This window comes from Herminiimonas arsenitoxidans (genome assembly GCF_900130075.1).
GTDB classification, from domain to species: Bacteria; Pseudomonadota; Gammaproteobacteria; order Burkholderiales; family Burkholderiaceae_D; genus Oxalicibacterium; species Oxalicibacterium arsenitoxidans.
In genome coordinates, this window is the sequence record NZ_LT671418.1 from 1,166,983 (window position 1) to 1,185,960 (window position 18,978).

Here is an 18,978-nt window from a genome sequence, read left to right on the forward strand (position 1 = left end):
AGAAAGCCGTTTGCGGATTAGGCCATGCGCCTTCCCAAACGGCTTTTTTACTTTTTAATTTGCATGCTTGTCTCTCATCCACTTTTTTCTCGGCTTTCCAACCCCGATTTTTCGTGTCTGCACTACCGTTAGTACCTGTTGTAAATGTTCTCAAACTTTCTAGATCGAGGTCCTGATGCCACTGCCCAAACTACCGACCAAGCCTGCCGCGTTGCTGTCACCGCAAGACTATCCCAAGGCTGATAAGGACAAGATTGTCAAATCGTTGACACTGATTGAACCGGTAGCACGCAAGACCCCCGAGCCGGCGCCAGCCATCGTCCGCGCGAAAATCGCCGACAAGACGCCATCCGAGAAACCACGCTCGTCCTCTGCACAAACCGTTGCGCTGGCACCCAAGTCTGGTGCACGCCGCCCAGTGGACAAGTCAGGCCCGACCAAATTATTCGTACTCGACACCAATGTCTTGATGCACGATCCGACTTCGCTGTTCCGCTTTGAGGAGCACGATGTTTATCTGCCGATGATGACATTGGAAGAACTGGACGACCACAAGAAAGGTATGTCCGAAGTTGCCCGTAGCGCACGTCAGGTTTCGCGTTCGCTGGATGCGCTGGTCAGCGGCATTGAAGAAAATGCCATTGATGACGGTATTCCATTGTCGAAGCTCGGCAACAAGGATGCCAAAGGCCGCCTGTTCTTCCAGACCAAGCTGCAAAACGTCACGCTGCCTGAAGGCCTGCCTATGGGCAAAGCCGACAACCAGATCCTTGGCGTGGTGCGCGCACTGGAAGCACAATATCCGGGCCGTTCCATCGTACTGGTGTCGAAAGACATCAATATGCGCATCAAGGCACGCGCCATGGGCTTGCCGGCGGAAGAGTATTTCAACGATCACGTATTGGAAGATACTGATCTGCTCTACTCCGGCATCATGCAGTTGCCTGATGACTTCTGGGTCAAGCATGCGAAAGGCATGGAGTCGTGGCAAGAAAACAAGCACGGCACCGGCTATACCTTCTACCGCTTGAGCGGCCCGGTCGTACCGTCGATGCTGGTCAATCAGTTCGTCTACATGGAACCGCAAAATGGCGAAGCGTCGTTCTACGGCCAGGTAAGACAAATCAACGGCAAGACCGCCGTCCTCCAAACGCTGCGTGATTATGCTCACAACAAAAACAGCGTATGGGGTGTCACTGCACGCAATCGCGAGCAGAACTTCGCACTGAATCTGTTGATGGATCCGGAATGTGATTTCGTCACACTGCTCGGTCAAGCCGGTACTGGTAAAACCTTGCTGGCACTTGCTGCTGGCCTGGCGCAGGTACTGGAAACCAAGCTCTATAGCGAAATCATCGTTACGCGCGTAACCGTTCCAGTCGGCGAAGACATTGGATTCCTGCCTGGTACAGAAGAAGAGAAGATGTCGCCGTGGATGGGCGCATTCGACGATAACCTTGAAGTGTTGAACAAGTCCGACAGCGATGCCGGTGAATGGGGTCGTGCCGCAACGCAAGACCTGATTCGTTCACGCATCAAGATCAAGTCGCTCAACTTCATGCGTGGCCGTACCTTCGTCAACAAGTTCCTGATCATCGATGAAGCGCAAAACTTGACGCCTAAGCAAATGAAAACCTTGGTCACCCGTGCAGGTCCGGGCACCAAGATCATCTGCCTCGGTAACATCGCGCAGATCGATACGCCTTACCTGACCGAAGGCTCCAGCGGTTTGACTTATGTGGTTGACCGCTTCAAAGGTTGGGGACACAGCGGTCACGTCACGCTGGCACGCGGCGAACGCTCACGTCTGGCAGATCACGCGAGCGAAGTGTTGTAACAACTCTGGTTCGCCAGAAACAAAAAAGCCTGCTGAATTCAGCAGGCTTTTTTTATTGCGGATGCATTACTGCATCACAAAATCATCGTCCCAACCCACCATGCAATTGCCGCCATAAACGCTGCAGCAGGAATGGTGAATATCCACGCCCAAACGATATTGCCGGCAACACCCCAACGCACAGCAGACATCTTGCGTGATGCGCCAACGCCGACAATCGCACCGGTAATGGTATGCGTGGTCGATACTGGCACACCCAAGGCAGTTGCCAGGAACAAGGTGATCGCACCACCGGTTTCAGCACAGAAACCGCCGACAGGCTTCAGCTTGGTGATTTTCTGTCCCATCGTTTTGACGATACGCCAGCCACCGAACAAAGTACCCAGACTGATCGCGGTGTAGCAGCTGATGATGACCCACCATGGCAGCGGATCGGCTGCGGTCGATACACCTGCAGCAATCAGCAACATCCAGATGATCCCCATGGTCTTCTGTGCATCGTTACCGCCGTGCCCCAAACTGTACATTGCGGCAGAAAACAGTTGCAGCCGTCTAAACCAACGATCTACATTGCGCGGCGTCGATCTGACGAACAACCACGATACCAACACCATCATCAAGGAACCGAACAGGAAACCGAGCAAAGGTGACAACACGATAAAGGCGATGATTTTAATCAAGCCGGAAGAAATCAATGCGTCGGTACCAGCCTTGGCCACTGCTGCGCCAACCAAACCACCGATCAATGCATGCGACGAAGACGACGGCAAGCCGAAATACCAGGTCACCACGTTCCAGACTATCGCACCAACCAATGCGCCGAATACGACGTAGTGATCAATCACAATAGGATCAATCGTACCCGTACCTATCGTCATCGCCACTTTGAGGTGGAAAACACCGATTGCGATAAAGTTGAAAAACGCCGCCATCATCACGGCGGTTTGCGGTTTCAATACGCCGGTTGATACCACCGTCGCAATTGCGTTTGCCGCGTCATGAAAGCCATTCATGAAATCGAATATCAAAGCCAATATGATCAAAAAGGCCAGGACATAAAGGCTCATGTGGAGAGTTTGCATGGATATTTATTCTTTGTTCAATCTGCGTATGTCACCGACAACTACATCAGCAACCGCGAAACTTACAAGACAGCCTTGCACGTCATCAAAAAATAACGGCAAGGCACACCAACGTTACGCTCAATGAATCAAGCGTTCTCGACGATGATGCCTTCGATGATATTGGCGACGTCTTCACAACGATCCGTGACAGTTTCCAGCAATTCGTAAATCGCCTTGAGCTTGATCAGATTGCGTACATCCGGTTCTTCGCGGAACAGCTTGGACATCGCAGCACGCATCACGTGATCGGCATCCGATTCCAGACGATCGATTTCCTGGCAAATAGCCAGAATCTCGCGCGAATTGTCCATGTTGTGCAACAGAGCGACTGCAGCTTTGACCTTTTCGGTACAAGCCAGGCACAACTCAGCCAAACGCTTGGCTTCAGGTGTAATCGCTTTAATGTCGTACAGAGAGATTGTTTGCGCCGCATCTTCGAGCAAATCGAGGATATCGTCCATGCGCGTGATCAGTTGATGGATGTCATCACGATCGAGCGGTGTAATAAAGGTTTTATGCAAAGCATCCAGCGTCGCATGCGTGACCTTGTCTGCCTGCTTCTCGATACCTTCGATCGCATGTACACGAATTTCCAGGTCGTCGAAATTGGTCATCAAGGCAACCATTTCCTTCGCGCCTTTGACGCAAAACTCGGCATGCTCGTTGAAGAGATCGAAAAACTTGCCTTCTTTCGGTAGAAGTCGTCCAAACATAATTACTCTCTTTGAATATGAAAATGTTGAAATACTGTGATTAGCTACAAAGACCAGTGGCCTTTGAAGAGAACTCTAAAATACGCAAACAATCACTACATCAATCCCCTTGATACAGGGCGGCCGAGCCGGTGTAGTTCTCAAATTTGGTGTATTGACCGAGGAAGGTCAGGCGTACGCTGCCGATTGGGCCGTTACGCTGCTTACCGATAATAATTTCCGCGGTACCTTTATCTGGCGAATCAGGGTTATACACTTCATCGCGATAAATAAACAAAATCACGTCGGCATCCTGCTCGATAGCGCCGGATTCACGCAGATCGGACATGACGGGACGTTTGTTCGGACGTTGCTCCAGCGAACGGTTCAACTGCGAGAGCGCAATCACCGGGCAATTCAATTCCTTGGCCAAACCTTTCAAGCTACGCGAGATTTCGGAAATTTCCGTCGCACGGTTTTCGCCTGAAGTATTGGCCGACATCAGTTGCAAGTAATCGATGATGATCAGACCCAGCTTGCCGCATTGACGCGACAGACGACGCGAACGTGCACGCAACTCAATCGAATTCAGCGCTGGTGTTTCATCGATGTACAACTGTGCATCGTTCATCTTTTGAATCGCATGCGTCAGACGTGGCCAATCTTCATCGGCCAGACGACCTGTACGTAAGCGATGTTGATCCAGACGACCAACCGAACCCAGCATACGCATTGCCAACTGTGTGCCGCCCATCTCCATCGAGAAGACCGCAACCGGCAAACCACTTTCGATCGCTACCGTTTCACCGATGTTGATCGAGAACGCGGTTTTACCCATCGAAGGACGACCAGCCACAATGATCAAATCGCCTGGCTGCAAGCCCGATGTCATACGATCCAGATCGGCAAAGCCGGTTGGCACACCAGTGATATCACTGGTGCTGTCGCGGTTATACAGCTCGTCGATACGTTCGACGACTTGCGTCAGCAAAGGCTGGATTTCCTGGAAACCTTGTGCGCCACGCGCGCCCTCTTCCGCAATCGCAAAGATCTTGGATTCGGCTTCATCCAGCATCTGCTTGACTTCCTTGCCTTGCGGATTGAATGCATTACCGGATATCTCATCCGAAACAGTAATCAGTTTGCGCAACACACCGCGGTCACGCACGATCTCGGCATAACGACGGATATTGGCGGCGGACGGCGTATTCTGCGCCAGTGCGTTCAGATAAGTCACGCCACCGACTTCTTCTGCCTTGCCGCTATTGGTCAAGGCCTCGAATACGGTGATCACGTCAGCCGGTCTGGAGTTATTGATCAGCTTGACGATGTGCTGAAAAATGATCCGGTGATCGTAGCGATAGAAATCTTCCTGATTGACGAAATCGGCAATACGATCCCACGCTGCGTTATCCAGCAACAAGCCGCCGAGGACGGATTGCTCAGCTTCTATCGAATGCGGGGGGACGCGAAGGGACTCTAATTGCGGATCGGCACGGGTGTTCATGGCGCGAATTATACCTGTTGCGAGCGGCGGCTTAAGAAAATGGGCAATAAAAAAGCCGGGAAAACCCGGCTTTTTCTAGGCAACGAGTGCCTGAGGTACTTTAATACAACTTAAGCGTGATCGCCGACTACGGTGATCGTCACTTCAACGACTACGTCTGTGTGCAATGCAACTGCAACAACGTGATCGCCAGCGACTTTCAACGGGCCTGTTGGCAAGCGAACTTGTGCTTTTTCAACTGCGAAACCTTGCTTGGTCAACGCTTCAGCGATATCAGCATTGGTAACGGAACCGAACAAACGGCCGTCAACACCCGATTTTTGCGTGATTTGAACGGATTGACCGCTCAATTTTTCGCCTTGTGCTTGCGAAGCTGCCAATTTTTCTGCAGCGATTTTTTCCAGCTCTGCGCGCTTGACTTCGAATTCAGCAACAGCAGCAGTCGTAGCACGACGAGCTTTGCGTTGTGGGATCAGGAAGTTACGTGCGTAGCCGTCTTTTACTTTAACGACTTCACCGAGGTTGCCGAGATTAACGACTTTTTCTAACAGAATGACTTGCATGTTTTTCTCCTATTTCAAGTCGTTATTACGCGTGGTGCAGATCGGTGTACGGCAACAACGCGAGGAAACGTGCGCGTTTGATTGCTGTATCGACTTGACGTTGATAGATTGCTTTGGTGCCGGTCAAGCGTGCTGGCATGATTTTGCCGTTTTCTTGAACGAAATCTTTCAGTGTGTCCACGTCTTTGTAGTCAACTTGTTCTACGTGTGCAGCTGTGAAGCGGCAGAATTTTTTACGCTTGAACAAAGGGTTTTGTTGTTTGCGTTTTTCTTTGAGTTTGCTTTTGTCGAATTTTTTACCGAATGCCATTTTGGGCTCCTGTATCTAAATGTGGGTCTCGAAATCTGTGAGATGGAAAACAAGGCTTTTGCTGTTACGGCTCTTACGTGCCAGAAAACCAGTGAACTGAAATGTCCCGCCTAATTCGGCTTGATTGAATCTGCCTGAAATTTCTCCCGCGGCAATCGCGGCAACTTCAAACTCGACCAATCGTGGAACACCTGCTTCTATCTGTTGCGAACTGTGCAGTAAAACTGCTGACACAATCGGGACACCTGCCGGGGTGTAGCGCAAAATTTCACGCTCGGCGATGGTGGCTACAAACTGAAGTTGATTCACTCTCCTGATACGTCGTTGCAATAATTAGGCAGCAGGTGCCTCGGCGCGATGGCTCTTGGCAGCATCTTCCTTCTGCACAGCCTTCATCATTGGCGATGGCGCTGTTTCAGCCTTCTTCATTTTCACTGTCAGATGACGCAGAACGGCATCGTTGAATTTGAAGCCGGTTTCGATTTCAGCCAGTGTTTCGCCGTCACATTCGATGTTCAGGCAGACGTAGTGGGCTTTAGCCAGTTTTTGGATCAGGTACGCCATTTGACGGCGGCCCCAGTCTTCCACGCGATGAACAACACCACCGCGTGCGGTGACGATGCCTTTGTAGCGTTCGATCATTGCAGGCACTTGCTCGCTTTGATCCGGATGGACGATAAATACGATTTCATAATGACGCATGTAAGCTCCTTTTGGACGGATTGAAGATTGCCCACCTCGGCGTCAAGACGAGTGTGGGAAGAGGAAAACCAGCAATCATACGCGTACGAGCTAGAAAACTCAACGCTTTCAAGCATTTATCGCAACCTTCCGTACCGAATGTGCAGTCATTTCACCCATATTTGAGCAAATCAGCTTGCATTTAGGCATGCACTGTATAAAAATACAGACTGTTTATATGAACAGTCCACGGCAACGTGCCTTCTCACGCGCCATTTCAAGCCAGGCTACGCAATGATCAAACTGACAGCACGCCAAGAGCAAATTCTGAATTTGATACGCGACGCGATCGAAAATACCGGTTTCCCGCCGACACGTGCAGAAATTGCAACAGAACTCGGCTTTCGCTCTGCCAATGCCGCAGAGGAACATTTACAAGCACTGGCACGCAAAGGCGCGATTGAAATTTCGCCCGGCACCTCACGCGGCATACGCTTACGCGATATGGGTAGCAATGGCGCGGAACGTTTCCCCGGCCGACAAATGGCCTTGCCACATCCAGCTTTGATGCAATTGAGTCTGCCGCTGGTCGGACGTGTAGCCGCCGGCTCACCGATTCTGGCGCAAGAGCATATCGAAGCGACCTACGACGTTGATCCCGCGCTGTTTTCGGCTAAACCTGACTTCCTGTTGAAAGTACGCGGCATGTCGATGCGCGATGCGGGAATTCTGGATGGCGACTTATTGGCGGTGAAAAAAATCGATGCTGCGAAAAATGGCCAGATCGTGGTTGCGCGCTTGGGTGATGATGTCACCGTCAAACGCTACAAGAAGTCCGGCTCCTTGATCGAGTTACTGCCGGAAAACCCGGATTTCGAACCGATACGTGTCGATCTGTCGCGCGATGAATTTGCGCTGGAAGGTTTGGCTGTAGGTTTGATGCGTAGCTGGAACTAACACCAGAACTGAAGAAAAAATACCGGATTTATCCGGTATTTTTTTGCTTCGCTAAAATCTGCTTCGCAATCCCGCGCAGGATATTCACTTCTTCCGTTTCCAATTGTGTACGGGCAAACAAACGCTTCAGGCGCGGCATCAACTTCTTCGGATTATTCGCATCCAGAAAATCGATCGCTACCAGCGCCTGCTCCAGATGCGCGTACATACCGTCGATCTGCGTCATGCTCGCAGCCTCGCCCTGAAAACCGATATCCGTCGCTGCACGCGCATCTCCCACCGTCGCCATGCGCGCCTCGTAAGCCAAGACCTGCACGGCTTGCGCCAGATTCAACGATGAATAATCCGGATTCGCTGGAATAGTAATCAAGACATTACACTTTTCAACAATCTCGTTCGGTAAGCCGAAGCGCTCATTGCCAAAAACCACTGCAGCACGCAAAGAAGTCTCTTCAACCAAGCGTGTCGCCAACACACGTGGCGAAATGATAGGCGGTGAAAATTCACGCAGGCGTGCCGTCACTGCCGCCGCATAGTTGCAATCTGTCAACGCTTCTTCAATCGAGCCGACTATGCGCGCCGAGGTCAAGATATCCTGTGCGCCACTGGCAAAAGCCACTGCTTCCTCCTGCATAGCAGCATCAGGAAAGCGCGGATTGACCAGTACCAACTCTGAAAAACCCATGTTTTTGATAGCGCGCGCCGCCGCTCCGATATTGCCGGGGCGACTGGTTTCCACCAGTACAAAACGCAGGCGATTGAAAAGAGGCGTGTCAGTTTGTGGCTGGTTCATTTAAAATAGCGGCATTGCGCGGTAGGAATCATGTCAGAAATGGCAACTCTATACCGCATCGCTCATTAATTTCAATTTAGGTGGATCCACTCGCCCTCAGGCGATGGGACCGCCATTTTAACGGAAACTCTATGCATCCCATGCTTAATACGGCGATCAAGGCTGCTCGCCGCGGCGCTGCCATCATCAATCGTGCATCCTTCGATCTCGACCGCGTCAAAGTCACGGAAAAAAATCCAAACGACTTTGTGACTGAAGTCGATCAAGCTGCCGAGCAAGCGATCATAGAGGTTCTGAAAACCGCTTACCCAGATCACGCCATCCTGGCGGAAGAATCCGGCGCCTCAGCCAATCTGCACGACGAAAACGACAACGTCTGGATCATCGATCCACTCGACGGTACCACCAACTTCATACACGGCTTTCCACAGTACTGCGTTTCTATCGCCCTGCAACAGCGCGGCCAAATCACGCAAGCAGTGGTCTATGACCCAACCCGCAATGACTTGTTCACCGCCACCAAAGGTGCAGGCGCATATCTGAACGAAAAGCGTATCCGCGTTACCAAGCGTGACAAGATTGCTGACGCATTGATCGGCACCGGCTTCCCTTATCGCACTACCGACAATCTTGATGAATACATGAAAATGTTCAAGATCATGACGCAAAGCTGCGCCGGTCTGCGCCGTCCAGGCTCTGCCGCTCTCGATCTGGCTTATGTTGCTTGCGGTCGCCTCGATGGCTTCTTCGAAAAAGGTTTGCAACCGTGGGATATCGCCGCAGGTGCCTTGCTGGTTACCGAAGCTGGCGGCATCGTCGGCACATTCAAAGGTGAAGCAGATTATTTGTACAAAGGCGATGTAATGGCCGGGAATCCAAAAGTGTTCTCGCAACAAGTGAACCTGCTGTCGGAATTTGCACGATAATGTGATGACGAACTTCCAGCAGACCAAGCTGGAAGTTCGTCGAAAGTACTCAGCAAGACAAACAAATCATTTCAACGCATCTCACCTCAATTTGTGCACGATGCGTCCGGTGATGTTCTCATCCTCGGCATCAAAATCTTCCCTTGCCTGCATCAGCTCAGGATAATGCTGATTCGTCCATCTATCCAATGCCACCAAGGTTGTGCTTAAGGACTTGCCCAAAGGGCTGAGTTCATATTCAACATGTGGTGAACTGGTTTCCAGATCGCATCGCGTCACCAAGCCATTACGCTCCAACTCTTTCAAGGTTTGCGTCAGCACTTTCTGCGAAATGCCTTCTATTCTGCGCAGCAATTCGCTATTGCGCATAGGCCCACCATCCAGCGCTGGAAAAATCAGCAATACCCATTTACTCGCAATCAGTTCCAGTACTTTTCTGGACGGGCATGCCGCACTGAAAACGTCGGATCGTACTGCTTCCATGTCAATTTTTTTTGTCGATTCCATGGTTACCAAAAAGTGCGTACTTGTTGCCGAGAAGGTGTCTGCATATTCTAAACATCTGTTCAATTCTTCGTGAGAAAAGCAATGGCGTGGATCTATCTGTTAATCGCAAGTGTAGTGGAAATCATGATGGCCATCGCATTGAAGTATGCGCACGGCTGGACCCGATTGGTGCCCAGCGTCATTGGCATTGCTGCCGCTGCTGCCAGCGTACTTTTCCTGACACTGGCGATGCGCAACTTGCCGGCCGGCACTGCTTATGCCATCTGGACCGGCACGGGCACTGTTGGCGTCGCCATACTCGGTATTTTTCTGTTTCAGGATGCCTTGTCGCCTTTGCGTCTGCTGTGCATAACATTGATCATCAGCGGCACGATAGGCCTGCGCGTGCTCGATGCGTGATGCTCTGCACTGCCAATGGTGAACACTGATGACATTTTGAACATACTTCTGCATCCCCACTGCCTTCATGAAAGCGCTCTCAGGCAGATTTAATCTGCACTGCAGCATTGCCCTGTTATACTCGCCGCACACGGCATACCTCCAGTCACCTTGCCGCTGTCTCGCGATTTCCGCACCCTAATCCCGTTTGCCTGCGACTGGCGCCCTTTGCGGCGACAGGCCGATAATTTTCTATTGAGTATTCATGTCTTTTTCTGACCTCGGCTTAGCCGAAGGAATTGTTCGCGCCGTTACCGAAAGCGGTTATACCAACCCGACCCCGATTCAAGCACAAGCCATCCCTGCTGTTTTGGCTGGCGGCGACTTGCTGGCTGGCGCACAAACCGGCACCGGCAAAACCGCAGGCTTCACGCTGCCAATTTTGCATCGCCTTGCTACCAGCGGCACCCCGCACGCATCAGCTTCTGCCCAACGCCCTATCCGCGCTCTGGTGTTGACACCAACCCGCGAACTGGCAGCACAAGTTGAAGAAAGCGTACGCACCTACGGCAAGTATTTGAATCTGAACTCCGCTGTTATCTTCGGTGGCGTCGGCATCAACCCACAAATCAAAATGCTCAAGCACGGCGTCGATATCCTGGTTGCTACACCAGGTCGCCTGCTGGATCACATGCAACAAGGTACCGTCAACCTGACCAAGGTTGAAATCCTGGTGCTGGACGAAGCCGACCGCATGCTCGACATGGGTTTCATCAAGGATATTCGTCGCGTCCTCGCAGTGTTGCCTAAGAACCGTCAAAACCTGCTGTTCTCCGCTACCTTCTCCAATGAGATTAAAGCGTTGGCAGATGGCTTGTTGAACTCCCCAGCCATGATCGAAGTAGCACGTCGCAATTCGACCGTTGAAGTGATCGAACAAAAAATTCATCCAGTTGACCGCGACAAAAAACATCCTATGCTCGCGCATCTGATCAAGACCAATAACTGGTCACAAGTGCTGGTCTTCACGCGTACAAAACACGGCGCAAACAAGTTGGTCGAACAACTTGAAAAAGACGGCATCAGCGGCATGGCGATTCATGGCAATAAGAGCCAGTCGGCACGCACACGTGCATTGAGCGAATTCAAGGACGGTAGTTTGCAAGTCTTGGTAGCAACCGATATCGCCGCACGCGGTATCGACATCGATCAATTGCCACACGTCGTGAACTACGATTTGCCTAACGTGCCAGAAGATTATGTACATCGCATCGGCCGTACCGGTCGTGCTGGTGCTACCGGCGAAGCAGTGTCACTGGTTTGCGTCGATGAACTGGACATGCTGAAAGATATCGAGAAGCTGATCAAGCGCAAGCTGCCATCGGAAGTGATTCCTGGCTTCGAGCCTGATCTGAACGCGAAACCACAACCGATACAACGTCGTAGCAACGATGTACAAGGTCGTCGCCCACAAGGTCAAGGACGCAATGCCCCGGCAAAATCCGGCAAAGCACCTGCACCAAAACCGAATGGTCCATCGCGTAGTTTTGGTGGCAATTCAACTGCACGTCCGGCAGCACCACACCGCTCAGGCGGCCGCGGCCGCTAAGTCCCAAGGGCTGCAATATTAAATGTTGCAGCCCCTGAGCAAAGACAGCATATCTATTGCATTGCGGTGCCAACAAAATCGATCTCGTCGAATACAATGTCATCTTTACTTTTGTCTTCTCGTGCTCAGTTGCAATAGCTGAACCAAGAAACAAAACGTGCTGAAGAAACTTTGGAATCAACTATGTCGTCGGTAACCGAAAAAACAAACATCCCTCTTCCGAACGAGAAGCACACACCCATGATGCAGCAGTATCTGCGCATCAAGGCTGAACATCCGACCACACTAGTGTTTTATCGGATGGGTGATTTCTACGAATTGTTTTTCGATGATGCGGAAAAAGCATCGCGCCTGCTTGGCATCACACTGACTCAACGCGGCGCATCTAACGGCAATCCGATCAAGATGGCGGGCGTGCCCTTCCACGCAGTGGATCAATACTTATCCAAGCTGGTCAAACTAGGTGAATCGATTGCGATCTGTGAACAGATCGGCGATCCGGCGACCAGCAAAGGTCCCGTCGAACGCAAAGTGATGCGCGTCATCACGCCAGGCACATTGACCGATTCAGATCTACTGCCTGAAAAATCCGAACAACCCTTGCTCGCGCTCTACAGCACGACGCAACGCAAGACTGTCACGATAGGCCTCGCCTGGCTGTCGATGGCAAGCGGCGCATTGAAATTGATGGAGTTTTCCACCGATGCGCAAAATGCAGAAGCACGTCTGAAGCATGAACTGGAACGCATAGCACCTGCCGAAATTTTATTGCCCGGCAGCGTCAACGATCTGTTCAATGAATTTGCTTACGCAAAAAACACCACCATCCCCGACTGGCACTTTGATATTGCGCATGGCACCAAAGCTTTGTACGAGCAACTCAATGTAGGTACATTGACCGGTTTCGGCGCAGAAAATCTAAGCGCTGCCATCGGTGCTGCCGGTGCGCTCTTGCGCTACGCGCAATCGACGCAAGGCAAAGGCTTGCAGCATGTACGTACGCTGACGGTTGAAACAGAAAATGAATTCATCGGTCTCGATGCCGCCACGCGACGTAATCTGGAACTGACAGAAACCATACGCGGTCAGGATGCCAATTCAGCGACGCTGTTCTCCTTGCTCGATCACTGCCGTACCGCGATGGGTTCGCGTCTATTACGTCACTGGCTGCACCACGCACGTCGCGATCAAGCAGTAGCCATGGCACGCCATGCCGCCATCAATGCATTGATGCGTGCAGACGCTTGTAGCGGTCTCGCCTCGACCTTAGCCTCGGTACCAGACGTGGAACGCATTACCACACGTATCGCGTTGTTATCGGCCCGTCCACGCGATCTGGCTGGCATGCGCGGCGGCTTGCAGCAATTACCTTCGCTACGTGCCTATGTATCCATGTGCAACAAGGATGCCGATGCACCTTTGTTGAAAACGATACACGATGCACTCGCCACACCGACCGATTGTCTCGATCTGGTTGAACGTGCGATCGCGATGGAGCCAGCCGCGATGGTGCGCGATGGCGGCGTGATTGCACGCGGCTTCGATGCCGAACTCGATGAGCTGCGTGGCCTGTCGGAAAACGCAGGGCAATTCCTCGTTGATCTGGAAACCCGCGAACGCGCACGTACCGGCATCAACAATCTGCGCGTTGAATACAACAAGGTGCATGGCTTCTATATCGAAGTCACCCACGGTCAAACTGATAAAGTGCCGGATGACTATCGTCGCCGCCAAACCTTGAAGAATGCTGAGCGCTACATCACACCGGAACTGAAGGCATTTGAAGATAAAGCTTTGTCGGCACAGGAACGCGCACTAACGCGTGAGAAATACCTGTATGAACAAGTGCTGCAACAAATGACGCAGCATATCGCCACCTTGCAAAACATCGCACACGCCCTGGCACAACTCGATACATTGGTTGCACTCGCCGAGCATGCAATGCGTCACAACTGGTGCGCACCGCAACTGGTGAGCGAACCAACGATTACCATCGAGCAAGGCCGTCATCCAGTTGTAGAGAATCACATCGAACGCTTCATCGCCAACGATTGCCTACTTTCCAGCGAGTGCAAATTGCTGTTGATTACCGGTCCTAACATGGGCGGTAAATCAACTTATATGCGACAAGTCGCATTGATTACGCTGCTGGCTTACGTCGGCAGCTTTGTGCCTGCCAGTCGCGCCGTGATCGGCCCTATCGATCGCATCTTTACGCGTATAGGCGCCGCTGATGATCTGGCCGGTGGTCGTTCTACCTTCATGGTGGAGATGACAGAATCGGCCGCCATCCTGAACGGTGCGACAGAAAACTCACTGGTGTTGATGGATGAAGTCGGACGCGGTACGTCAACCTTCGATGGCCTGGCATTGGCATGGGCAATTGCCAAGCACCTCATTGATACGACCAAAAGCTTCACTTTGTTCGCCACGCATTATTTCGAATTGACGCAATTGCCGGAGATTCATCCTACGGCCGCCAATGTTCATTTGTCGGCAGTGGAACATAAAGACAGTATTGTGTTCTTACATGCAGTACAGGCAGGCCCTGCCTCACAAAGCTACGGCTTGCAGGTGGCGCAACTGGCTGGCGTACCGCAGCCAGTCATTCGTGCCGCACGGAAACATCTTGCTTCTTTAGAGGCTAATTCGATGCAGGTTACGCCGCAGTTTGATTTATTCGCCAGCGCAGGTAATGCGTCAGCATCTGAAGAGATCATGTCTGCGCATCAGCAAGCATCCGCGATTGATGAAGCCGTTGCAGCGATCAATCCAGATGCACTGTCACCCCGTGAAGCATTGGATGCAATTTATCGCTTGAAGGAACTGAGTAATCAGCACACGTCAGAATGAAAAATTCTGTTTCACAATTACTGATTTGCCTTGCGCTCGCCTACCCGGCATTTGCGCATGCGACGGATGCGACGCCGTTCAGCTTCGGCGTCATTGCCAAGCCGGTTCAATCAGCTAATAGTGAAACGACTTTACGTGAGTCGATAGAAGAAAGCGATGCAGATAATCTGGCATTCGTCGTTGTAAGCGGCATCAAGGCCGAGAACGAAGCATGCAGTGATGCGCTGTACAAAGAACGTCGCTCATTGCTCGATAGCGCGAAAAATGGCGTCATCGTTTCGATTACCGGCAATGACTGGACACGCTGCGGCAATACGAAAAATCGCATCACAGCAACAGAGCACATGAACCGTATTCGCGATTTGTTTTTCACCGATGAATTTTCCTTCGGTGATAGCAAGCTTCCATTGGTTCGGCAATCGATGATGCCGCAATTCCGTTCTTACGGAGAAAACATGCGCTGGCGTATCGGTGACGTGATGTTTGCCACCATCAACCTGCCGGCAAACAATAATAATTATTTGAATGCCGCTGGTCGCAACAGCGAATTTGAAGACAGACAAACCGCCAACAGTGATTGGCTGAAACGCCTCTTCCTCACTGCAAAAATCAGCAAGGTCGATGGCATCGTCTTGTTCTGCGATGGCAATCCGCTGCTGAAGGCAGAACACTCATCGATGTTCTCATCCGGCAAGCGTGAAGGATTCGCCGATATCCGACGACAGATCCTGGCTTTCGGTGAAAAATTTCACGGCAAGATTTTGATCGTTCACAGCGATCAGAATTCTCGTCCAGTCACATCACCTAAAGGCATAGACTGGCACGGCAATGTAGGCGCACTACGCGTTGATCCGCCATGGCGCAAAATCGTAGTCAATCCGGCACTGCCTGAATTATTCGCGCTGGTGAATCCAATTACGACACAAACGACACGTCGATAACGATTGCAGATTGCATCGTTATTCAAATCAACATACATCGCAGCAATAAAAAAACGGATGCCTTTAAGCATCCGTTTTTATTTCCATCAAGTGGCACCCCGTTTTATTCCGGGCTGTACTCATTCACGACGAATAAATCGAATTAGTGAATTGGATGCGTGCGGAAGTGATCGCCCTCTTCGCCTTCATCATCTTCCGAACCATGATGATGACCATGTGCGCCATGTACGTGCTCATGAGCAATTTCTTCTTCAGTTGCTTCACGAACTTCCGTTACCTTCAAGGTAAAGCGCAAAGCCATGCCAGCCAATGGATGATTGCCGTCCAGCACGACCTTGTCATCAGCGATATCGGTCACGGTGAAAATCAGCGGTTGCTCATCTTCATCTTCCGTTTCTGGCGAACCTTCGAACTGCATGCCCACTTCCAGAGGTGTCGGCAAACGGCCGCGTGGCTCGATCTTGACCAGGTTAGGATCGTATTCGCCGAAAGCATCTTCAGGCTCGACTTGAATGGTGTTTTCAAAGCCAACTTCCTTGCCGTCCAGCGCTTCTTCAATCTTAGGCAACGTGTTTTCATAGCCGCCGTGCAAATACACCATAGGCTCACGGCCGTCTTCAATCAAATCGCCTTGCGCGTCTGACAATTTGTATTCCACGGTCACGACCGTATTTTTGGCAATCTTCATGATGATCCTTTCATTTAATATGGCCGCAATTATACTCGCGCACCTGCCAGATAGCACCGCTACTCTGCACTCCAGCCTAATACACCTACCTATATAATGACGCCATGAAAAAATTGACTCTTTTAGGCGGCCTGACCGCTGCAGAATTTCTCCGCGACTACTGGCATAAAAAACCATTATTGATACGCCAAGCTATTCCCGATTTCCAAGCATTGCTTTCACGCGACGAATTATTTGATCTGGTCAAACGCGATGACGTTGAATCGCGCTTGATTACACACGTCAAACGCCAGTGGAACATGGACAACGGCCCCTTCGAGCAGGTTCCTCCATTGACACAAAAAGATTGGACCTTGCTGGTACAAGGCGTCAACTTGGTCGACGAAAAAGTTGATGCCCTGATGCGCCAATTCGATTTCGTACCGGATGCACGCCTCGACGACTTGATGATCAGTTATGCAACCGAAACCGGCGGCGTCGGCGCGCATTTCGATTCGTATGACGTATTCCTGTTGCAGGCACATGGGCATAGACGCTGGCGCATAGGCGCACAAACAGATCTGACGCTGGTCGAAGACATGCCGCTGAAAATCCTGAAAAACTTCAAAGCGGAAGAGGAATTCATACTCGCGCCCGGCGACATGCTGTACCTGCCACCGCAGTACGCGCACGAAGGCGTGGCGATGGATGAATGCATGACTTATTCGATCGGCTTCCGCGCGCCGTCCTATCAAGAGTTGGGCGAAGCATTCCTGGAGTCGATGATCGACTCCATTGATTTGCCGGGCCGTTATGCTGACCCTGATTTGAAGCCATCCAAACATCGTGCCGAAATCAGCAGCGCGATGTTGTCACGCGTGACTGCGGAATTGAACAAGGTACGTTTTACTCAGGAAGATATTGCGCTCTTCCTCGGTGAATATTTATCCGAACCCAAGGCGCAAGTGTATTTCGACGCGCCAGAAGAAAATTTGACCAGAACGCGCTTTTTGCAGAACGCAAAGAAAAGCGGCATCAAACTTTCGCTCAAGACGCAGATGCTGCACCGCAGCAATTACATCTTCATAAATGGCACTTCGTTTGAGGTTGGCGAGGAGGATTTAACGATTCTGAAAGAATTGGCGAATGAAAGGCGTCTGAGCGGAACGATTATCGCTTCCGCCTCTGCGGACGTCGTTGACGCCTTCCATACATGGCACAAAGATGGCTGGCTAACTCTGGGATAACACCAAATAAACGAAATTACCCGGAGTTATTTCGCTCAGAAGATGAGGCGCGGCAAAATTTGAGCGCCAATTTTCATATTTTGTTACAACATTACACTTACCAAAATGTAAAAGTGTTGTGTCACAAGCAAAAAGAAGGACTATAATTATCGGTTAGGAAGGTTTCGTTTCATCGCACCGCAGCAATATGGTTCGAAATACATACGAAGCACCCTATAGAGCGATAATTACCGGTAATTATTCATCGCACATTAATATCAACCTAGATTCATTATTGAAAGATAATCATGACAAAATCCCTGCTGATCGCATCCCTGTTAGCTATCGCTTTGACAGCATGCAGCAAAAAAGAAGAAGCAGCACCTGCACCAGCACCAGCAGTTGAAGCTCCAGCAGCTCCAGCAGCAGCTCCAGAAGCTCCAGCAGCAGCTCCAGCAGCTGAAGCTCCAGCAGCACCAGCAACAGAAGCTCCTGCTGCTCCAGCAGCACCAGCAGCTGACGCTCCTGCAGCTAAGTAATCCATTTTTTGGATGAAAAAGCCGACCACTAGGTCGGCTTTTTTTATGTCTCTTTCAAATGCTACTGCCTCAGATATCCGTCAATGAGGTGCTACATCCAGCCAGTCGAAACCATCTTCCTGGCAAGCAATCCTGACCTCCACTTCATCAGATACCTCATGCGTCAATACCGCACGCGCAAGATCCGGCGTATTGTTTTTCAGACTGAGATGCGCGCCCACAATACGCTTTAGGCGAGACTTATCCAGAGCCGCCAATATTTCCCCTGCCATCTGATTGGATAAGTGGCCGTAAGCACCACCAATCCGCTGTTTCAGTGATGGCGGATAGGCTGAATCCATCAGCATCTGCTTGTCGTGATTACACTCTAGCATCAGTGCATCGCATCCACCCAAGGCTGTAATCACATGTGATGTTGCATGACCTGCATCGGTCAATACGCCCAATTTAGCCACGCCATTGCTTGCCACATACTGCACTGGTTCTCGCGCATCGTGCGGCACCGTGTAGGGCAACAACTGGAGATCACCGATCGTGAACGGTTCACTATCACGACAAAAATTAAGTGTTACGCCATCGCATTTATCATGCACGGCTTGATAGGTGCCGTAACTGAGCCAAACAGGGAGCTTATGACGTCGTGCGAACTTGAATACGCCGCCGACATGGTCTTGATGTTCGTGGGTGACGATTATTCCGGCAAGATCGCTTGGAACCATCTGCAGTCTTGCCAGACGCCGTTCGGTTTCCCGAATCCCGAAGCCGCAATCCAGCATGACCGTCGTACTTGTCGTGCTGGATTGGGTAGAAATGAGTAGAGCGTTTCCTTCACTGCCACTGCCGAGGCTGGCAAACTTCAAGCGCAAAC

At 51.1% G+C, this 18,978-nt stretch carries 21 protein-coding genes; 10 read left to right on the top strand and 11 right to left on the bottom strand.

The window, feature by feature from the left end; genetic code table 11:
* Positions 1 to 175 precede the first annotated feature (175 nt).
* A complete protein-coding gene (locus tag BQ6873_RS05460; protein ID WP_173830583.1) occupies positions 176 to 1,837 on the top strand; it encodes a PhoH family protein in 1,662 nt (553 codons plus the stop codon).
* Between the two features lie 74 nt (positions 1,838 to 1,911).
* On the opposite strand, the gene BQ6873_RS05465 is transcribed toward BQ6873_RS05460, so the two are convergent.
* A complete protein-coding gene (locus tag BQ6873_RS05465; protein WP_076591745.1) occupies positions 1,912 to 2,919 on the bottom strand; it encodes an inorganic phosphate transporter in 1,008 nt (335 codons plus the stop codon).
* Between BQ6873_RS05465 and BQ6873_RS18220 the strand changes: the two genes are divergently transcribed.
* A complete protein-coding gene (locus tag BQ6873_RS18220; protein ID WP_231949460.1) occupies positions 2,836 to 3,015 on the top strand; it encodes a hypothetical protein in 180 nt (59 codons plus the stop codon). The genes BQ6873_RS05465 and BQ6873_RS18220 overlap by 84 nt on opposite strands.
* 32 nt (positions 3,016 to 3,047) lie before the next feature.
* On the opposite strand, the gene BQ6873_RS05470 is transcribed toward BQ6873_RS18220, so the two are convergent.
* The 6 genes from BQ6873_RS05470 to rpsF all read right to left on the bottom strand — a co-directional run bounded on the left by BQ6873_RS05470 (position 3,048) and on the right by rpsF (position 6,735).
* Positions 3,048 to 3,674, bottom strand: a complete 627-nt coding sequence (locus tag BQ6873_RS05470; protein ID WP_076591746.1) for a DUF47 domain-containing protein — start codon at positions 3,672 to 3,674, stop codon at positions 3,048 to 3,050.
* 100 nt (positions 3,675 to 3,774) lie between these two features.
* Complete coding sequence (locus BQ6873_RS05475; RefSeq protein ID WP_076591747.1) at positions 3,775 to 5,160, bottom strand: replicative DNA helicase; 1,386 nt, start codon at positions 5,158 to 5,160, stop codon at positions 3,775 to 3,777.
* 110 nt (positions 5,161 to 5,270) lie between these two features.
* Entirely contained in the window at positions 5,271 to 5,723 is a 453-nt protein-coding gene (rplI, locus tag BQ6873_RS05480) for a 50S ribosomal protein L9 (protein ID WP_076591748.1), read from the bottom strand.
* A 25-nt stretch (positions 5,724 to 5,748) separates the two neighbouring features.
* Entirely contained in the window at positions 5,749 to 6,033 is a 285-nt protein-coding gene (gene rpsR / locus BQ6873_RS05485) for a 30S ribosomal protein S18 (protein WP_076591749.1), read from the bottom strand.
* A gap of 15 nt (positions 6,034 to 6,048) precedes the next feature.
* Positions 6,049 to 6,342 carry a primosomal replication protein N gene (gene priB, locus BQ6873_RS05490; protein ID WP_076591750.1) on the bottom strand — a complete coding sequence of 98 codons (294 nt, stop codon included), beginning with the start codon at positions 6,340 to 6,342 and terminating at the stop codon, positions 6,049 to 6,051.
* Positions 6,343 to 6,366: 24 nt separating this feature from the next.
* Positions 6,367 to 6,735 carry a 30S ribosomal protein S6 gene (gene rpsF / locus BQ6873_RS05495; protein ID WP_076591751.1) on the bottom strand — a complete coding sequence of 123 codons (369 nt, stop codon included), beginning with the start codon at positions 6,733 to 6,735 and terminating at the stop codon, positions 6,367 to 6,369.
* Between the two features lie 273 nt (positions 6,736 to 7,008).
* Here rpsF and lexA point away from each other — a divergent pair, with 273 nt between their 5' ends.
* Positions 7,009 to 7,671, top strand: a complete 663-nt coding sequence (lexA, locus tag BQ6873_RS05500) for a transcriptional repressor LexA (protein ID WP_076591752.1) — start codon at positions 7,009 to 7,011, stop codon at positions 7,669 to 7,671.
* A 28-nt stretch (positions 7,672 to 7,699) separates the two neighbouring features.
* On the opposite strand, the gene BQ6873_RS05505 is transcribed toward lexA, so the two are convergent.
* A complete protein-coding gene (locus tag BQ6873_RS05505; RefSeq protein WP_076591753.1) occupies positions 7,700 to 8,464 on the bottom strand; it encodes an RNA methyltransferase in 765 nt (254 codons plus the stop codon).
* 131 nt (positions 8,465 to 8,595) lie between these two features.
* On the opposite strand from BQ6873_RS05505, the gene BQ6873_RS05510 reads away from it, so the two are divergent.
* Positions 8,596 to 9,390: an inositol monophosphatase family protein gene (locus BQ6873_RS05510; RefSeq protein ID WP_076591754.1), complete on the top strand. Its 795-nt coding sequence runs from the start codon at positions 8,596 to 8,598 to the stop codon at positions 9,388 to 9,390.
* Positions 9,391 to 9,471: 81 nt separating this feature from the next.
* Here the strand turns inward: BQ6873_RS05510 and BQ6873_RS05515 are convergent, their stop codons facing one another.
* Complete coding sequence (locus BQ6873_RS05515; RefSeq protein ID WP_231949286.1) at positions 9,472 to 9,873, bottom strand: winged helix-turn-helix transcriptional regulator; 402 nt, start codon at positions 9,871 to 9,873, stop codon at positions 9,472 to 9,474.
* A 105-nt stretch (positions 9,874 to 9,978) separates the two neighbouring features.
* Here BQ6873_RS05515 and BQ6873_RS05520 point away from each other — a divergent pair, with 105 nt between their 5' ends.
* From BQ6873_RS05520 to BQ6873_RS05535, 4 genes are all read left to right on the top strand, one after another.
* Positions 9,979 to 10,296 (top strand): DMT family transporter, encoded by a 318-nt coding sequence (locus BQ6873_RS05520; RefSeq protein ID WP_076591756.1) that lies wholly within the window; start codon positions 9,979 to 9,981, stop codon positions 10,294 to 10,296.
* A 244-nt stretch (positions 10,297 to 10,540) separates the two neighbouring features.
* A complete protein-coding gene (locus tag BQ6873_RS05525) occupies positions 10,541 to 11,884 on the top strand; it encodes a DEAD/DEAH box helicase (protein WP_076591757.1) in 1,344 nt (447 codons plus the stop codon).
* A gap of 183 nt (positions 11,885 to 12,067) precedes the next feature.
* The gene (gene mutS / locus BQ6873_RS05530; RefSeq protein WP_076591758.1) at positions 12,068 to 14,737 is read left to right on the top strand and encodes a DNA mismatch repair protein MutS; all 2,670 of its coding nucleotides are present in this window, start codon (positions 12,068 to 12,070) and stop codon (positions 14,735 to 14,737) included.
* Positions 14,734 to 15,678, top strand: a complete 945-nt coding sequence (locus BQ6873_RS05535; protein WP_076591759.1) for a hypothetical protein — start codon at positions 14,734 to 14,736, stop codon at positions 15,676 to 15,678. Before mutS ends, BQ6873_RS05535 begins: the two co-directional genes overlap by 4 nt.
* Positions 15,679 to 15,820: 142 nt before the next feature.
* Here BQ6873_RS05535 and BQ6873_RS05540 read toward each other — a convergent pair whose 3' ends face one another.
* Positions 15,821 to 16,366 carry an FKBP-type peptidyl-prolyl cis-trans isomerase gene (locus BQ6873_RS05540; RefSeq protein WP_076591760.1) on the bottom strand — a complete coding sequence of 182 codons (546 nt, stop codon included), beginning with the start codon at positions 16,364 to 16,366 and terminating at the stop codon, positions 15,821 to 15,823.
* 104 nt (positions 16,367 to 16,470) lie between these two features.
* Between BQ6873_RS05540 and BQ6873_RS05545 the strand changes: the two genes are divergently transcribed.
* The gene (locus BQ6873_RS05545) at positions 16,471 to 17,592 is read left to right on the top strand and encodes a cupin domain-containing protein (protein WP_076591761.1); all 1,122 of its coding nucleotides are present in this window, start codon (positions 16,471 to 16,473) and stop codon (positions 17,590 to 17,592) included.
* 287 nt (positions 17,593 to 17,879) lie between these two features.
* Entirely contained in the window at positions 17,880 to 18,110 is a 231-nt protein-coding gene (locus BQ6873_RS18225; protein WP_076591762.1) for a hypothetical protein, read from the top strand.
* 80 nt (positions 18,111 to 18,190) lie between these two features.
* On the opposite strand, the gene BQ6873_RS05555 is transcribed toward BQ6873_RS18225, so the two are convergent.
* A complete protein-coding gene (locus tag BQ6873_RS05555; RefSeq protein WP_076593957.1) occupies positions 18,191 to 18,970 on the bottom strand; it encodes an MBL fold metallo-hydrolase in 780 nt (259 codons plus the stop codon).
* Between the last annotated feature and the right edge of the window lie 8 nt (positions 18,971 to 18,978).

Bases quoted from the DNA above. Each gene is read 5' to 3' on its own strand.
- BQ6873_RS05540 (WP_076591760.1), bottom strand. From the start codon at position 16,366: ATGAAGATTGCCAAAAATACGGTCGTGACCGTGGAATACAAATTGTCA.
- BQ6873_RS05465 (WP_076591745.1), bottom strand. From the start codon at position 2,919: ATGCAAACTCTCCACATGAGCCTTTATGTCCTGGCCTTTTTGATCATA.
- BQ6873_RS05510 (WP_076591754.1), top strand. From the start codon at position 8,596: ATGCATCCCATGCTTAATACGGCGATCAAGGCTGCTCGCCGCGGCGCT.
- BQ6873_RS05520 (WP_076591756.1), top strand. From the start codon at position 9,979: ATGGCGTGGATCTATCTGTTAATCGCAAGTGTAGTGGAAATCATGATG.
- mutS (WP_076591758.1), top strand. From the start codon at position 12,068: ATGTCGTCGGTAACCGAAAAAACAAACATCCCTCTTCCGAACGAGAAG.
- BQ6873_RS18225 (WP_076591762.1), top strand. From the start codon at position 17,880: ATGACAAAATCCCTGCTGATCGCATCCCTGTTAGCTATCGCTTTGACA.
- rplI (WP_076591748.1), bottom strand. From the start codon at position 5,723: ATGCAAGTCATTCTGTTAGAAAAAGTCGTTAATCTCGGCAACCTCGGT.
- BQ6873_RS18220 (WP_231949460.1), top strand. From the start codon at position 2,836: ATGAAAGCCATTCATGAAATCGAATATCAAAGCCAATATGATCAAAAA.
- lexA (WP_076591752.1), top strand. From the start codon at position 7,009: ATGATCAAACTGACAGCACGCCAAGAGCAAATTCTGAATTTGATACGC.
- BQ6873_RS05460 (WP_173830583.1), top strand. From the start codon at position 176: ATGCCACTGCCCAAACTACCGACCAAGCCTGCCGCGTTGCTGTCACCG.
- BQ6873_RS05470 (WP_076591746.1), bottom strand. From the start codon at position 3,674: ATGTTTGGACGACTTCTACCGAAAGAAGGCAAGTTTTTCGATCTCTTC.
- BQ6873_RS05475 (WP_076591747.1), bottom strand. From the start codon at position 5,160: ATGAACACCCGTGCCGATCCGCAATTAGAGTCCCTTCGCGTCCCCCCG.
- BQ6873_RS05515 (WP_231949286.1), bottom strand. From the start codon at position 9,873: ATGGAAGCAGTACGATCCGACGTTTTCAGTGCGGCATGCCCGTCCAGA.
- BQ6873_RS05525 (WP_076591757.1), top strand. From the start codon at position 10,541: ATGTCTTTTTCTGACCTCGGCTTAGCCGAAGGAATTGTTCGCGCCGTT.
- BQ6873_RS05545 (WP_076591761.1), top strand. From the start codon at position 16,471: ATGAAAAAATTGACTCTTTTAGGCGGCCTGACCGCTGCAGAATTTCTC.
- BQ6873_RS05535 (WP_076591759.1), top strand. From the start codon at position 14,734: ATGAAAAATTCTGTTTCACAATTACTGATTTGCCTTGCGCTCGCCTAC.
- rpsR (WP_076591749.1), bottom strand. From the start codon at position 6,033: ATGGCATTCGGTAAAAAATTCGACAAAAGCAAACTCAAAGAAAAACGC.
- BQ6873_RS05505 (WP_076591753.1), bottom strand. From the start codon at position 8,464: ATGAACCAGCCACAAACTGACACGCCTCTTTTCAATCGCCTGCGTTTT.
- rpsF (WP_076591751.1), bottom strand. From the start codon at position 6,735: ATGCGTCATTATGAAATCGTATTTATCGTCCATCCGGATCAAAGCGAG.